The sequence below is a fragment of the Frigoribacterium faeni genome (genome assembly GCF_007988805.1).
In the GTDB taxonomy this organism is placed as follows: Bacteria; Actinomycetota; Actinomycetes; order Actinomycetales; family Microbacteriaceae; genus Frigoribacterium; species Frigoribacterium faeni.
The window spans coordinates 43,673-57,000 of sequence record NZ_BJUV01000015.1; the positions used below are offsets into that span (position 1 = coordinate 43,673).

Below are 13,328 nucleotides of genomic sequence, written 5' to 3' on the forward strand. Positions count from 1 at the left end.
CCCGTTCAGGGGTAGAACGCGACGGGCCCCGCCGACCGTCATCGAGTGGTCCGAAGATGCTCTTCCCTCGCCCGCGACGAGCATCTTCCGACCACTCGAGCCGGACGACGACGCGAGGGCGGGCGGCTCCCGGCCCGAGGAGGCGCGGCTCGCCCGGGCCCGCTACAAGACCAGCGAGTACCAGCGGTCCGAGTACGGCTCGTCGTTGAAGGGCGCGACGCGTTCGAAGCCGAGCCGTTCGTAGAGGGCGCACGCCTCTACGAGGTCGGCGCGGGTGTCGAGCCGGAGCGTCCGGATGCCGCGGGCCCGGCAGACCCGCCCCACCTCGGCGATGAGCAGAGTGCCGAGCCCCTGGGAGCGGAAGGCCGGCAGAGTGAAGACCTTGGTCAGCTCGCCGACGGTCTCGAGGCGGGCGCTCGTCACGGTCCGTCCGCCGACGCCACCGCCACCGTCGGCATCGGCGCCAGCGCCATCCCCACCCGCCGAGACGAAGCGCACCCCGGCGCAGGCCGCCGGCCCGTCGCCCGTCAGCGCGACGAGGAGCCGCCCGCTGTCGCCCTCGAGGTCCTCGAACGGTTCGTCGCGGAGCGCCTGCTCGATCTCCTCGGGCGTGGCCGGGCGACCGTGGTACCTCGACGCCACCTCGATCAGATACGCCGTGATGATCTCCTGCGCCGCCGGCTCCCCTGGGCGGACGACCTCGACGCTGTACATGAGACGTCACCCTAGGCCCCGCTCGCCATCGAGTGGTCGGAAGATGCTCTTCCCGGGCTCGCGACGAGCATCTTCCGACCACTCGATGCCGTCGAGCGAGCGAGAGTCGAGCGAGGGACGTCGAGCGAGAGCACGCCGGGCGAGGTGGTGTCGACGGGAGGGCGCGGGTGACGTCGACCCGCGCCTCCTCGACGGGGGTCCCGTTAAGCTGCACGCATGGCGCGGATCCGGGCGGTGGGGTTCGATCTCGACGGCACCCTCTTCGATCACCGGGGGTCGGCGCGGGCCGGGGTCGACGCGTTCGTCGCGTCGCTCGGCGTCGCGCCGTCGGACGCCGTCCGCGAGGCCTGGTCGGCAGCCGAGCGCGAGCAGTTCGAGCACTGGCGTGCGGGGCGGATCGGCTTCGCCGAGCAGCGCCGGCGCCGCCTGCGGCAGGTCCTCCCCGGTCTCGGCGTGTCCACCCCCACCGACGACGCCGGGCTCGACGCCCTCTTCGAGCGCTACCTCGACGCCTACCGCGGGGCCTGGCGGGCGTTCTCCGACAGCGCCGACGAACTCCGGCGTCTGCGGCACGACGGCTACCGGCTGGGCATCCTGACGAACGGCACGGACGAGCAGCAGCGCGACAAGCTCCACGTGATCGGCCTGACCGACCTCGTCGACGTGATCTGCACCTCCGAGAGGATCGGCGTGGCCAAGCCCGATGCGCGGGCGTTCCACCACCTCGCGGGCGAGCTCGGCGTCGAGCCGTCCGAGTGCCTCTTCGCCGGCGACGACGCCGAGCACGACGTCGCGGGGGCTCGGGCGGCCCGGATGTCGGCGGTGCTCGTCGACCGAGGCGCCGACGACGGTGAGCACGCTCTGGCGGGAGCGCTCGCGTCGATGCTCCGACCGGCCGGCGCGCGACCGTCGCGAGGCAGGACGACGGCACGACGGTCACCCGCGCCCCGCACCTCCCTCGCGCCGGCTCGACCCGCGGACGAGCGGGACGTCCGCGCGTTCCTCACCGAGGCCGATCTCACCCTCGCCGGCCTCGACGCGCCGGGCCTGCGCCTCTGGCTCGAGCGCGACAGCGCCGGCGCCGTCGTCGGCAGCACCGGCTTCGAACTCAGCGCCGACGGCGAGCACGCTCTCGTCCGCAGCGTCGCCGTCGCACCGAACCTCCGAGCCGACGGAGCCGGCACCAGCCTGGCGACCCACGCGCTCGCCGAGGCCGCTGCTGCAGGAGCTGAGCGCGCCTGGCTCTTCTCTCGTCGCTCGGGGCCGTTCTGGCAGAAGCTCGGCTTCGTCCCCGCGGATCGCGACGCCCTCGCCGGAGCGCTCGCCGACACGCACCAGGTCCAGCTCTTCCGCGCCACCGGCCAGCTCGCCCGCGAGGTCGCCTGGACGCGCCCCCTCGCCGATCTGCGCCCCTGACCGACCAGCCGAGGAGGCGCGGGTCGCGCCCCGAGGACGCCCCCGCCCGCTGGCGCTCGCGAGTCGAACCGACATCGAGTGGTCAGAAGATGCTCTTCCTCGACGCGCGAAGGACATTTTTCGACCACTCGATCGGGCCGCGAACCCGCTCGCGGGCTAGACGACATCGAGTGGTCAGAAGATGCTCTTCCTCGACGCGCGAAGGACATCTTTCGACCACTCGATCGGGCGAACGATGCTCTTCACGGACGCGCGACGGACATGTTCCGACCACTCGATCGTGCGACGAACCCGCTCGCGGGCTAGACGACATCGAGTGGTCAGAAGATGCTCTTCACGGACGCGCGAGGGACATCTTCGGACCACTCGATGGGGCCGCGGACCCGCCTGCGGGTCAGGGGATCGGGACGACGTCCCAGACCGCGGAGTACTCGAGGAGGAACACCTGGCGATCGGGATCGGGATCGGGCCGGAAGCTCGAGCTCACGCCGAACGTCATTCCCTTCTCAGAAGGGAGCTCCGCGCTCGCACCGACCCGCCCCACATCCAGCGGCGAGGCGTTCGGCGCGTCGGCGATCTCCTGCTGCAGCTCCCTCGCGGAGTCCCCCGGCAGACCGAGCTCGGCGAGCGCCTCCTCGTAGCCGGCCTGGCCCGCCTCGGCTCCCTCGAGGGCCGGAGTGCTGACCCGGAGCGAGTACCGCCGCCCCTCGGGCACCAGGACCTCGCCCGTCCGCGGGTCGGTGACGCCCTCGGGCGAGTCGTTCAGCTGGAAGACCACATCGTGGGCTCGCAGGTCGACGGTCCGATCTCCGGGCAGCTCGAACCGCACGGGCCGCCCTCCGCCGCCGTGCGAGCTGTAGCCGCCCACGGCGAAGCTGCTGACCGGATCGTCGCGCTCGGCGATGCCGAACGCCTCGGCGCTCGGAGGGACGGTGAGATCCCAGACCTCGACCCCGTCCTCGATCGTCATCGCGGTCGGTGGCGGTCCGCTGTGGGTCATGGGGCTGGGGCTCCGCTCCGAGGCGGGGGTGCATCCCGCGAGCAGGCCCGCGGTCGTCGCCACCAGCACGGCGGCGATCCCCCGCCGGACCGAGCGCCTCATCACCCGCGTCGTCGCACGCCTCCGACCCCCGGCGAACACCGTCATGCGAACCTCCCCCTCGTCAGCCCCGCGAGCATCGAGTGGTCCGACGATGCTCTTCCTCGTCGCGCGAAGAACATCTTCCGACCACTCGATCGGGTGGCGGCTTCGAACGCGATCCCCGACCTTCACCCTAGAGCCATCGGGCGGAAGAGGACCCCCTAGTCTGTGCACATGACGAAGGCCGAGAAGCAGCTCATCGTGATCCTCAGCGTCACGGCCGTCTTCGCGATCGTCCTGATCGCCCTCGGACAGCCCATCGGCTGGCTGATGCTGATCTCGGGTGCGGGGTGCCTGACGTACTTCGGCCTGATGATCCGCAAGCGCCGGCGCGACGAGCAGTCGCCGACGAACGGCACGGCGCCCGCGACCGACGCCGCACAGGCGACGGACGTCCCTCGTCGGACCGGCACCGCGCACCAGGACGCCGCCGCCCGCCCCGCCGACGAGCCCCGCTCCCCCTCCGCGAACTAGACCGACCAGGGCACCACTCGACCCGGGCACGACTCGACCCGGGCACGACCCGGCCAGCTGTCCGAGCCACGGTCCGCGGCGCCGCACGCGCCACGGCCGGGACGACGACCCAGGCCACGGCGCAGCCCTCGGACCGCACGGCGGCCTCGGCCACGACTCGGCCCTCGGACCGCACGGCGGCCGGGGCCACGACTCAGCCCTCGGTCCGCACCGCGCGCACGTACCGGTACACCGTCGGCTCGGACACGCAGAGCGCCGAGGCCACCTGCGCGACGGCGCCCTTCAGCAGGAACAGCCCCGCGCGCTCGATCTCGCGCACGGCGGCGATCTTCTCGTCCGGGGTCATGCGCTGCGGGTCGACGCGCTGCGCCGCCACGATGCGCGCGACGCCGTCGAGGGCGAGCTCGTCGACGTTCATGCTCAGGCGCTCCGCGACCGTCGTGGGTGACGGGCCGACCGGGCCCGCGCCTCCTCGGCTCCCGCCCTTGACGAGACCCGTGGTCGCGGTGATCGCCTCGAGCAGGTCGCGGGCCCGGGTGAGCGGCTCGTCGTCGATGTTGATGCAGAGCATGCCGACCACCTCGCCGTCGGCGTCGCGGATGAAGAACGTCGACGAGCGGAACGTGCCGCCCGTGCGCGACTCCGCCAGGTAGTTGGCGAGGTAGTCCTGGTCGTCGTGCTCGTGGTTCTGCAGCACCTTCAGCACCAGGTCGGTCGCCGGACCGCCGACGCTGCGACCGCTCACGTGACCGTTCGTCAGGGCCACGATCGACCGGCTGAGGTCGCTCGTGTCGTGCAGCACCACCTCGGTGCGCGGACCGAGCAATTCGGCCAGGAAGTCCATCATCGGCAGATAGGGCCCGAACTCCGCACGCAGCACACGGCTGCGGTCGACCTCGGTCGCGCTGCCCGAAGCCCCGCCCGCCGCCGCGCCCGCCGCCGCGCCCACAGCCGCCGCGCCTGCCGCTGCGCCCTCAGCCGCCGCGCCCGCGGCCACCGCACCCGCGGCCGCCCCACCACCGTGATTCGTCATGCCCCCAGGGTACCGACGTGTGACCAGATCCTCGCACTGTGATAATTTCTTCTCACGCTGCCTGACATCCGGCCAGCGCGATGACCGACGATGTTCACGAAAGGCTCGACCATGACCCGATCCCGCTCCCGCTCCGCCCTCTGGGGCACCGTCGCCACGGGCGCCGTCCTGGCGCTGACCCTCACGGCGTGCGGCGGACCGAGCGCCCCGCAGCCGGGTGACGCCGGCGGCGGCTCCACCGACGACGCCTCGTCGTCGACCATCCCCGACACGAGCGCGCTGCTCGCCGGCGTCGAGGTGGACGACTCCCTGGCCGGGCAGGTCCCCGCCGACATCGCCGAGGCCGGCACGCTGAACGTGGGCTCGTTCGTGCAGTCGCCGCCGAACAACTTCTACGCGGCCGACGGCTCGACGGTGATCGGCTCCGACCACGACCTGATCACGGCGATCGGCAGCAAGCTCGGCCTCGACGTCGAGTACCAGAACCAGGACTTCGGCTCGCTGATCACCGGCCTGCAGTCGGGTCGCGTCGACGTGACCATCGCGGCCATGAACGACACCGCCGAGCGTCAGGAGGCGATCGACTTCGTCGACTACCTCACCTCGGGCATCACGCTGATGGTGCAGAAGGGCAACCCGGCCGACATCACCGGCCCCGACACCCTCTGCGGCAAGTCGATCGCCGTCGTCACCGGCACGAGCCAGCAGGAGTTCGCCGAGGCGACCAGCACGCAGTGCGAGTCCGACGGCGGCGACCCCCTCGACATCACCGTGACCGACAGCGACAGCCAGAACCAGACCCAGCTGCGCACCGGCCGCATCGATGCGATCGTCAACGACCTGCCGAGCGCCGTCTACATCTCGAAGACGGCGCAGGACGGCGAGGCCTTCGAGGTCGTGCCCGGCGACGTCATCGACGGCGCGCCCTACGGCATCGGCGTCAACAAGGACGACCCCGAGCTGCGCGACGCCATCGCCGCGGCCCTCGACTCGCTGATCGACGACGGCACCTACGGCGAGATCCTCGACGCCTGGGGCATCACCTCGGGCAGCGTCACCGAGGCGACCGTCAACGGCGGCGAGTAGGTGGCGACCGGACGACCGACGGGCGCCGGCACGGGGGCGGGCGCCGACGTCGGAGACGCGACCCGCGCCTCCTCGGCTCCCCGTCAGCTGCTCCCCCAGGTCCGCCTCAAGCACTGGGGCCGGTGGATCAGCGCCGCCGTCATCGTGGTGCTGCTGGTCGCGCTGGTCTACGGGGCGTCGCAGGGCGACATCTCGTACCGCGACATCCCGTACTACCTGGTCTCGCCGATCATCCTGCAGGGCCTCGTCGGCACCATCGTGCTGGCCGTGGCCGCGCAGGTGAGCGCGATCGTCATCGGCGTCGTCATCGCCCTGATGCGCATCTCGAAGAACCCGGTGGCGCAGGCGTTCGCGTCCGGCTACACCTGGCTGTTCCGCGGGCTGCCCGTGCTGCTGCAGATCCTGCTCTGGTACAACCTGGCGCTGATCTTCCCGCGGCTGCAGCTCGGGGTGCCGTTCACCGACGTCGTGTTCGTCGACGTCAGCACGAACGACATCATGACCACGTTCGTCGCGGCGTTCCTCGGCCTCGCCCTCAACGAGAGCGCGTACATGGCCGAGATCGTCCGCGCGGGGTTGAAGAGCGTCGACCGCGGTCAGATCGAGGCCGCGCAGTCGATCGGCCAGACCCCGATGCAGCGCATGTCCCGCATCGTGCTGCCGCAGGCGATGCGGATCATCATCCCGCCGACCGGCAACGACTTCATCAACATGCTGAAGGGCACGGCGATGGCGTCGGTGATCGGCTATCTCGAGCTGATCAAGGCCGCGAACAACATCGCGTCGTTCAACCTCCAGGTGATGGAGACCCTGATCGCCGCGGCCATCTGGTACATGGTCATCGTCAGCGTCGCGAGCGTCGGCCAGTTCTACCTGGAGCGCGGCTTCGACCGACAGGACCGCCGCCCCGGCGGTCCGCCGAACGCGCGCGCCCTGCGCCGCAGAGTCGCCGCCGACCTCGGCCGCGCACCCCTCGTGAGGAGCACCCCATGACCGCGACGACGGCGACGACATCAGGAGGCGCGGGTCGCGACGGCAACGCCGCCCCCGTCCTCGAGGCCATCGGCATCGGCAAGTCGTACGGCAGCCACGAGGTGCTCCGCGACGTCTCGATGACGGTGCGCAGCGGCGAGGTGGTCTGCATCATCGGCCCGTCGGGAGCCGGCAAGTCGACGTTCCTCCGCACCCTGAACCGGCTGGAGGAGCCCGACACCGGCGAGGTCTGGGTCGGAGGCGAGCCGATGGGCTTCGAGCTCCGCGACGGGAGGCTGCACGAGCTCAGCGAACGCCGGCTCTCGGCGCAGCGGGCGCGCACCGGCATGGTGTTCCAGCACTTCAACCTGTTCCCCCATCTGACCGTGCTCGGCAACATCGTCGAGGGTCCGGTGCGGGTGCAGAGGCGGAATGCGAAGGAGGCGCGGGCCGAGGCCGTCGAGATCCTCCAGCGGGTGGGACTCGGCGACAAGGTCGACGCCTACCCGGGCCAGCTCTCGGGCGGGCAGCGGCAGCGGGTCGCGATCGCGCGGGCCGTCGCGATGAAGCCGCTGTTCCTGCTGTTCGACGAGCCGACCTCGGCGCTCGACCCCGAGCTGGTCGGCGAGGTGCTCAAGGTGATGGGCGATCTGGCCCGTGACGGGATGACGATGCTCGTCGTGACGCACGAGATCCAGTTCGCCCGCGAGGTCGCCGACCGGGTGGTCTTCATGGCGGACGGCGGGATCGTCGAGCAGGGTCCGGTCGAGCAGGTGCTCGGTGCGCCGCGGGAGGCGCGCACGAAGCAGTTCCTGCAGCGGGTGCTCTCGTGACGGCGGACGCCGGCACGGGCTCGTCGCTCGACGCCTACCTCGCGTCGTTCGCCGAGCCCGTCGGCTACCTCAACTTCGGCAGCTACGGTCCGCCGTCGCGGGTGGTGATCGACACGATCACGCGGCTGGCGACGGCGGCGAGCGCCGGGGTCCCCTCGTCGGGCCTGCACGCCGAGGACGAACGCGCCCTCGCGGCGGTCTCGCGTCTCTCCGGGTTCGACCGCAGCGGCGTCGTGCTGGCGAGCAGCACCTCCCTGGGGCTGATGCAGGTCGCGTTCGGTCTGCCCCGCGGCGAGGTGCTGGTGAGCGGTGCCGAGTTCCCGTCGAACCTCTACGCCTGGTGGCGGTCCGAGGAGGCGGGGCTCACCACGGTGCGCACCCTGCCTCCGGTCCCCGGCCGACCGCTGGCGCCGGTGACGCCGGAGCGCGTGGCCGACGCCGTCGGTCCGGACACCGTGGCCGTCGCCATGAGCGCGGTCGACTTCCGCACGGGTGCCGTCGCCGACCTGGCGGGTCTCCGCGAGGCGGTGGGCGACCGTCTGCTCGTGGTCGACGGCATCCAGGGCTTCGGCGTGATCGAGGCCGACTGGACGCTCGCCGACGCGCTGGTCGTGGGCGGTCAGAAGTGGTTGCGCGCGGGCTGGGGCACGGGTTTCGTCGCGTTGTCCCCGCGGGCGCTGGACCGGCTGCGGCCGGTGCTCGGCGGCTGGACCGGGGTGGAGGGGGCGTCCCGGTACGACGGGTCGCCGCATGCGCCGTTGCCGGGGGCGCAGCGTCTGTCGGTGACGAACGGGTCGCCGTTCGCGTCGGGGGCGCTGGCCGCGGCGCTGTCGCAGGTGGAGTCGGTCGGGGTCGGCATGATCGCGTCCCGGATCGGCGACACGGCGGGGGCCCTGATCGAGCGGCTCGAGGAGGCCGGGGTGCCGGTGCTCTCGCCGGTCGCTCGGGAGGAGCGGGCCGGCATCGTCGTGGCGGGTGCGCCGTCGGGCTCGGCGGCCTCGCTCGGTGCTCGGCTCGAGGCGGCCGGTGTGACGGCGACGATCCACGGCGACGACCGGGTGCGCCTGAGCGTGCACGCGACGACCACTCCGGCTGCGCTCGACGCGGCTCTGACCGTCCTGGGAGGACGCGCATGACCCTGTCTCCTGATTCCGTCCGCGCGGTGCACACCGAGGCGGCTCCGGCCGCGATCGGGCCCTATTCGCAGGCCGTCCGGGTCGGGGACCTCGTCTTCGTCTCGGGGCAGCTGCCGATCGATCCGGTCTCGGGCGAGTTCGCGGGTCCGGGGGTCGCCGAGGAGGCGCGCCAGTCGCTCCGGAACGGGGCGGCGATCCTCGAGGCGGCCGGCTCGGGCATCGGCCAGGTCGTGAAGACGACGGTGCTGCTGGCCGACATCGCGGACTTCGCGGTGGTGAACGAGGTCTACGCCGAGGTGTTCTCGGGCGGGGTGCTGCCGGCGCGGGCCGCCTACCAGGTGGCGGCGCTGCCGAAGGGGGCCCGGGTCGAGATCGAGTTCGTGGGGGCGGTCGTCGCCTGAGGGGGGGGCCGGGCTCGGGTTCGGGGTCGGGCTCGGGCTCTGGGTCGTGCCCGGCGCGGCTCCGCCGGGTGACACGGGCGCCTGGCCGCCCTATCCTCAGCCCATGGAGTCTTCGACGACGCGGCGGTCGAGCCTGGCCCGTCTGGGCGTCGTGCTCGGGGTGTTCGGCGTCGTCGCTGGTGTCGCGTCGGTGCTGATCCAGGACATGGCGTTCCGGTCGGCCGGTTCGACCGCGGTGTACACGTCGGAGCAGCCGTTCGACTGGTTCGCGTTCTCGCTCACCGTCTCCGCTGTGCTGATCCTCGCCGCCCTGGTGGCCGTCGCCGTCGCTGCGGTGATCGCCTCCGTGCTGCTCGTCCGCTGGGCCCGCCGCTCGCGCGAAGCGGCTTGACACCGCCGAGACCGTCCGCGCTGGAGTGGATGGACGGCGCTCGACAGAATCGACGACACGACGTGACCCCACCCGACCACCAGCCGGCCCCGTCGCGGGAGGTGCCGTTCGGTGGTCTCCCGCACCCGCGCCTCCCTGTCTTCCGGGCTCCTGACGGCGAGTGGTACGTGGACCGCGACGGGCTCGGGCCGGGGAGCGAGCGGCGCTGGCGGGCGGCGTTCGATGCGGCGACCGTCCGTCGACGGAGGCTTCTGGCTGGGCTCGGGGTCGTGCTCCGCTCGGTGCTGCTGGCGGTCGCCTGCGCGTCGGCCGGCGCGTTGGTCGGTGTCGTCGTCGGTGGGTCGGGCGTGCTGCCCGGGGTCGGAACTCGGGGCGCGGACTTCGCGTCGGCCGGTGATCCGACGGGGGTGATCGTCGGGGGTGCGCTGGGGCTGCTGGTCGGGATCGGGGTGGCGATCGGGGTGATGCTGGCGACGCAGCCGGACGGGGCGCCGGGGCCTGTGGTGAGGGTCCCCGAGGAGGTGCTGGTCGCCGACGTGGACGGCCCGCCTCCGCGACGTGTCTGGCTCTGGAGCACGGCGTTGGACGCCGAGGCGACGGCTCGTCGGACGATCGGGTACGAGGTGGAGGTGGAGCGTCCGGCCCAGGCGGCGTCGGCTGCTCGGGCGCGTGCTCGCTATGCCGCGATCTACGGGGCCTCCGTCGAGGCGGCGCGTGATCTCGGGATCCCGCCGCGAGCGCCGGCGATCCCGCTCGAGCCGTAGGCGGGGCGGGTCGGGGCGGGGCGGGTCAGGGCGGGTCGGGGCGCTGTAGCCCGGGCCCCTGCTGTGCAGGGTGGCTGCAACGCTCGCGAGCTATTACGCATCGATGCGGAGGAACCGTGCGCCGAGTGCCGCGTCCGGCGACTGTCTGCCGTAGCGGTGACGTGTCGGGTGACCGCCTTCCGCGCCCGTGCCGTGCCGTGCCGTGCCGTGCCGTGCCGTGCGGGGTGGCTGCATCGCTCGCGAGCTATTACGCATCGATGCGTAGAAACCGCACGGCGAGTGCCGAATCCGGTGGCTGCATGCCGCAGCGGTGCCGTGTCGGGTGACCGCCTTCCGCGCCCGTGCCGTGCCGTGCCGTGCCGTGCCGGGTGACTGCATCGCTCGCGAACTATTACGCATCGATGCGGAGGAGCCGAACGGCGAGTGCCGCATCCGGTGACAGCCTGCAATGTCGGTGCAGGGCCGAGTGTCTGTGCTCCGCGACCGTGCCGGGTCAGGCCACCGCATCCCGCCCGCGCCGCGCCGAGTCACCGCATCCCGCCCGCGCCGCGTCGAGTCACCGCATCCCGCCCGCGCCGCGTCGAGTCACTGCATCCCGCACCAGCTGTTACGCATAGACGCGTAATAGCCGCAGACCGATGGCGCGCCTCCCCGGAGGCCTCACCGGCCGCGGAGACGAGCTGCTCGCCCGTCCCACTCGAGGACTGAGCCGTCCGTCGGAACGAGGGCGTCGCGCCGCCGAATCCGTCCGCGAGGACGACCCCGCTGCGACCTGCGGACGACGAGGTCGGCGGCGGATCTCTCTAGCGTCGAACCATGACCCTCACCCCCGCTGTCAGCGCCGACGTCGACCCGAGCCCGACCACGGCGACGCCGACGCCGACGCCGACGACACGGAAGCAGTCGACGCTGCTCTCCGTCCTGCCCTGGACGACGGCGTGGGGAGGCGCGGCGGCGGTCTGCCTGGTGCCCATCGGCTTCGCACTCGTCGCGCTGGTCTTCTCGGGTTCGGCCGAGGGGCTGCAGGTCCTCGCGGTCGCCTACCCCGTGATGCTCGGCGGCGCGCTGGCGCTCTGGTTCTACGGGCTGGTGGCGGGCCTCCTCGCGGGTCTGCCTGACTGGCTGCTGCGGAGGCGGCCGGAGCTGCGCCTCCTCGGTGCCGTGCTCGCGGTCGTGGTCATCACGGTGATGGTGACGGTGCCGTGGGCGATCGTGGTGACCAAGGTGACCGACCTGTCGTGGCTGTCGCCGACCGGCGTCTCGTCGTCCGCGACCGTCGCGGCGGCCGCGGCGCTCGCGACGACGGTGGTGGTGGCGCTGCAGCGACGGAGGGCCCGCCGGGTTTGATGCCGCTCCAGACCCGGCCCGTCGAGATCGGTTCCGACCTCGACGCATCGGGCGACCACCGCGCGGGGAGAAAATTAGCTGGCTTGTCGAGTCGGCCTTGTGCGAGGATCAGTCATTTCCATCGGCGCCGCTGAAGCTGAGCCGATGAATCGACTCCTCGTCGCGCCCGTGCGATGAGCCAGATGACGGCGATGACGCTGTGATGGAGCCTCCGATGACATGGTCCACCCGAATCATCGCCGTGACGTTGGCATCTACGCTCCTGCTGGGTGCTGGCGGAACCGCAGCGATGGCGGCCGAGAACCCGTCTCCCATCGTGACGAGCGGGCAGAGTTCAGCCCCGGCCATCACGAACGTCGTCATCGCCGGGAACGCCACCGGCTTCTCCATCGACTTCGACTTCCAGCAGCCCCAGTCCGGATGGGCCCCGGTAGCGCTCGGCATCTACGAGGGGTCGAGCACCCGATATCCGTTCTCGACGTCCACGTACACGACCTACAACCTGGGGTCCAACACGCACACCACCGAGTGGACCGATGACGACGTCCTGGTGCCGTATCCGACCCCCTCGGGACACATCTCCCGGACATACACGCACTCTCGCTCCGGACCGATCACCGTCATCCTCTTCGCGCCGGAGCGGGCGTGCGATTGCAGTCTGGGCTTGACGTTCGTGGCCGGCACCACGATCGCGCCGCTCACGTCGACCTTGAAGACGCTCACGTCCACACCCGTGCCCACGCTCTCCGGCCCGACCAAGGTCGGATCGACCCTGACCGCCGCGCCCGGCACATGGGCACCCGCCCCGGTCGGACTGACGTACCAGTGGGCTCTCGACGGAGTCGCCGTCTCAGGTGCCACCGGATCGACCTTCACCCTGCCGACATCCGCCGCCGGCAAGAAGGTCACCGCCTCGGTGACCGGCACCAAGACCGGCTACGCCACCGTGAAGAGGACGAGTTCGCCGACCGCCCCCGTGACTCGAGCGCTCACCGCGAGTCCGGTGCCCACGCTGTCGGGATGGGTCAGGGTCGGCTCCACTCTGACCGTCACGCCCGGCACCTGGGCCCCCGCACCGGTGGCGCTGACCTACCAGTGGTCGGTTGACGGGCTGGTCGTCGCGGGTGCGACAGGACGCACCTTCACGTTGCCCGCGTCTGCAGCCGGCAAGAAGGTGACCGCCGCCGTGACCGGCACCAAAGACGGCTTCTCCACTACGAGGATGGTCAGCGCTCCGACCGCTCCGGTGAATCGAGCGTTGACGTCCACGCCCGTGCCGAAGATCTCGGGCACGGTCAGAGTGTGGTCCACCCTGACGGCGACACCCGGAACCTGGTCCCCCGGACCGGTCGGGCTGTCGTATCAATGGAACCTGAACGGGGTCGCCGTCTCGGGCGCGACCGGGCGGACCTTCATCCTGCCGAAGGCCGCGGCCGGGAAGAAGGTCACCGTCTCCGTCACCGGCACCAAGGCCGGTTACGCGACCGTGAAGACGACGAGCACCCCGACCGTCGCCGTGAAGCCACGCAGCTAAGGCGCCGGCGCACGGAGAGGCCATTGTCCGTGACGTTCTCCGCTTTCGCTAGGGGACGATGGAGCCCTCGCAGTCAGCGAGCTACT

14 protein-coding genes are annotated in these 13,328 nt (G+C 71.8%); 11 read left to right on the top strand and 3 right to left on the bottom strand.

The window, feature by feature from the left end; all coding sequences use genetic code 11:
* Positions 1 to 162: 162 nt before the first annotated feature.
* Positions 163 to 714: a GNAT family N-acetyltransferase gene (locus tag FFA01_RS08715; RefSeq protein ID WP_146855084.1), complete on the bottom strand. Its 552-nt coding sequence runs from the start codon at positions 712 to 714 to the stop codon at positions 163 to 165.
* A 216-nt stretch (positions 715 to 930) separates the two neighbouring features.
* Here FFA01_RS08715 and FFA01_RS08720 point away from each other — a divergent pair, with 216 nt between their 5' ends.
* A complete protein-coding gene (locus FFA01_RS08720) occupies positions 931 to 2,130 on the top strand; it encodes an HAD-IA family hydrolase (protein ID WP_146855088.1) in 1,200 nt (399 codons plus the stop codon).
* A 394-nt stretch (positions 2,131 to 2,524) separates the two neighbouring features.
* Here FFA01_RS08720 and FFA01_RS08725 read toward each other — a convergent pair whose 3' ends face one another.
* On the bottom strand, positions 2,525 to 3,232 hold the full coding sequence (locus tag FFA01_RS08725; protein ID WP_146855090.1) for a 2OG-Fe(II) oxygenase family protein: 708 nt from the start codon (positions 3,230 to 3,232) through the stop codon (positions 2,525 to 2,527).
* A 213-nt stretch (positions 3,233 to 3,445) separates the two neighbouring features.
* Between FFA01_RS08725 and FFA01_RS08730 the strand changes: the two genes are divergently transcribed.
* Positions 3,446 to 3,745, top strand: a complete 300-nt coding sequence (locus FFA01_RS08730; protein ID WP_146855093.1) for a hypothetical protein — start codon at positions 3,446 to 3,448, stop codon at positions 3,743 to 3,745.
* Positions 3,746 to 3,938: 193 nt separating this feature from the next.
* On the opposite strand, the gene FFA01_RS08735 is transcribed toward FFA01_RS08730, so the two are convergent.
* A complete protein-coding gene (locus FFA01_RS08735; protein ID WP_146855095.1) occupies positions 3,939 to 4,778 on the bottom strand; it encodes a helix-turn-helix transcriptional regulator in 840 nt (279 codons plus the stop codon).
* Positions 4,779 to 4,889: 111 nt separating this feature from the next.
* On the opposite strand from FFA01_RS08735, the gene FFA01_RS08740 reads away from it, so the two are divergent.
* The 9 genes from FFA01_RS08740 to FFA01_RS08780 all read left to right on the top strand — a co-directional run bounded on the left by FFA01_RS08740 (position 4,890) and on the right by FFA01_RS08780 (position 13,242).
* Positions 4,890 to 5,864, top strand: coding sequence for an ABC transporter substrate-binding protein (locus FFA01_RS08740; RefSeq protein WP_146855098.1), 975 nt, complete (start codon positions 4,890 to 4,892; stop codon positions 5,862 to 5,864).
* A complete protein-coding gene (locus FFA01_RS08745; RefSeq protein ID WP_146855101.1) occupies positions 5,865 to 6,857 on the top strand; it encodes an amino acid ABC transporter permease in 993 nt (330 codons plus the stop codon).
* The gene (locus tag FFA01_RS08750; RefSeq protein WP_146855103.1) at positions 6,854 to 7,669 is read left to right on the top strand and encodes an amino acid ABC transporter ATP-binding protein; all 816 of its coding nucleotides are present in this window, start codon (positions 6,854 to 6,856) and stop codon (positions 7,667 to 7,669) included. The genes FFA01_RS08745 and FFA01_RS08750 overlap by 4 nt, the downstream gene beginning before the upstream one ends.
* Positions 7,666 to 8,805, top strand: coding sequence for an aminotransferase class V-fold PLP-dependent enzyme (locus FFA01_RS08755; RefSeq protein ID WP_146855106.1), 1,140 nt, complete (start codon positions 7,666 to 7,668; stop codon positions 8,803 to 8,805). The genes FFA01_RS08750 and FFA01_RS08755 overlap by 4 nt, the downstream gene beginning before the upstream one ends.
* A complete protein-coding gene (locus tag FFA01_RS08760) occupies positions 8,802 to 9,206 on the top strand; it encodes a Rid family detoxifying hydrolase (RefSeq protein ID WP_146855108.1) in 405 nt (134 codons plus the stop codon). The genes FFA01_RS08755 and FFA01_RS08760 overlap by 4 nt, the downstream gene beginning before the upstream one ends.
* A 103-nt stretch (positions 9,207 to 9,309) precedes the next feature.
* On the top strand, positions 9,310 to 9,597 hold the full coding sequence (locus FFA01_RS08765; protein ID WP_146855110.1) for a hypothetical protein: 288 nt from the start codon (positions 9,310 to 9,312) through the stop codon (positions 9,595 to 9,597).
* 62 nt (positions 9,598 to 9,659) lie between these two features.
* Positions 9,660 to 10,361, top strand: coding sequence for a hypothetical protein (locus FFA01_RS08770; RefSeq protein ID WP_146855113.1), 702 nt, complete (start codon positions 9,660 to 9,662; stop codon positions 10,359 to 10,361).
* A gap of 816 nt (positions 10,362 to 11,177) precedes the next feature.
* The gene (locus FFA01_RS08775; RefSeq protein ID WP_146855116.1) at positions 11,178 to 11,708 is read left to right on the top strand and encodes a hypothetical protein; all 531 of its coding nucleotides are present in this window, start codon (positions 11,178 to 11,180) and stop codon (positions 11,706 to 11,708) included.
* Between the two features lie 214 nt (positions 11,709 to 11,922).
* Entirely contained in the window at positions 11,923 to 13,242 is a 1,320-nt protein-coding gene (locus FFA01_RS08780) for a hypothetical protein (protein WP_146855119.1), read from the top strand.
* The last annotated feature ends 86 nt before the right edge of the window (positions 13,243 to 13,328 follow it).

What these genes read in the sequence shown, in the direction of transcription:
- FFA01_RS08780 (WP_146855119.1), top strand. Translation starts at nt 11,923, where the DNA reads ATGACATGGTCCACCCGAATCATCGCCGTGACGTTGGCATCTACGCTC.
- FFA01_RS08715 (WP_146855084.1), bottom strand. Translation starts at nt 714, where the DNA reads ATGTACAGCGTCGAGGTCGTCCGCCCAGGGGAGCCGGCGGCGCAGGAG.
- FFA01_RS08725 (WP_146855090.1), bottom strand. Translation starts at nt 3,232, where the DNA reads ATGAGGCGCTCGGTCCGGCGGGGGATCGCCGCCGTGCTGGTGGCGACG.
- FFA01_RS08760 (WP_146855108.1), top strand. Translation starts at nt 8,802, where the DNA reads ATGACCCTGTCTCCTGATTCCGTCCGCGCGGTGCACACCGAGGCGGCT.
- FFA01_RS08740 (WP_146855098.1), top strand. Translation starts at nt 4,890, where the DNA reads ATGACCCGATCCCGCTCCCGCTCCGCCCTCTGGGGCACCGTCGCCACG.
- FFA01_RS08765 (WP_146855110.1), top strand. Translation starts at nt 9,310, where the DNA reads ATGGAGTCTTCGACGACGCGGCGGTCGAGCCTGGCCCGTCTGGGCGTC.
- FFA01_RS08730 (WP_146855093.1), top strand. Translation starts at nt 3,446, where the DNA reads ATGACGAAGGCCGAGAAGCAGCTCATCGTGATCCTCAGCGTCACGGCC.
- FFA01_RS08750 (WP_146855103.1), top strand. Translation starts at nt 6,854, where the DNA reads ATGACCGCGACGACGGCGACGACATCAGGAGGCGCGGGTCGCGACGGC.
- FFA01_RS08735 (WP_146855095.1), bottom strand. Translation starts at nt 4,778, where the DNA reads ATGACGAATCACGGTGGTGGGGCGGCCGCGGGTGCGGTGGCCGCGGGC.
- FFA01_RS08720 (WP_146855088.1), top strand. Translation starts at nt 931, where the DNA reads ATGGCGCGGATCCGGGCGGTGGGGTTCGATCTCGACGGCACCCTCTTC.
- FFA01_RS08775 (WP_146855116.1), top strand. Translation starts at nt 11,178, where the DNA reads ATGACCCTCACCCCCGCTGTCAGCGCCGACGTCGACCCGAGCCCGACC.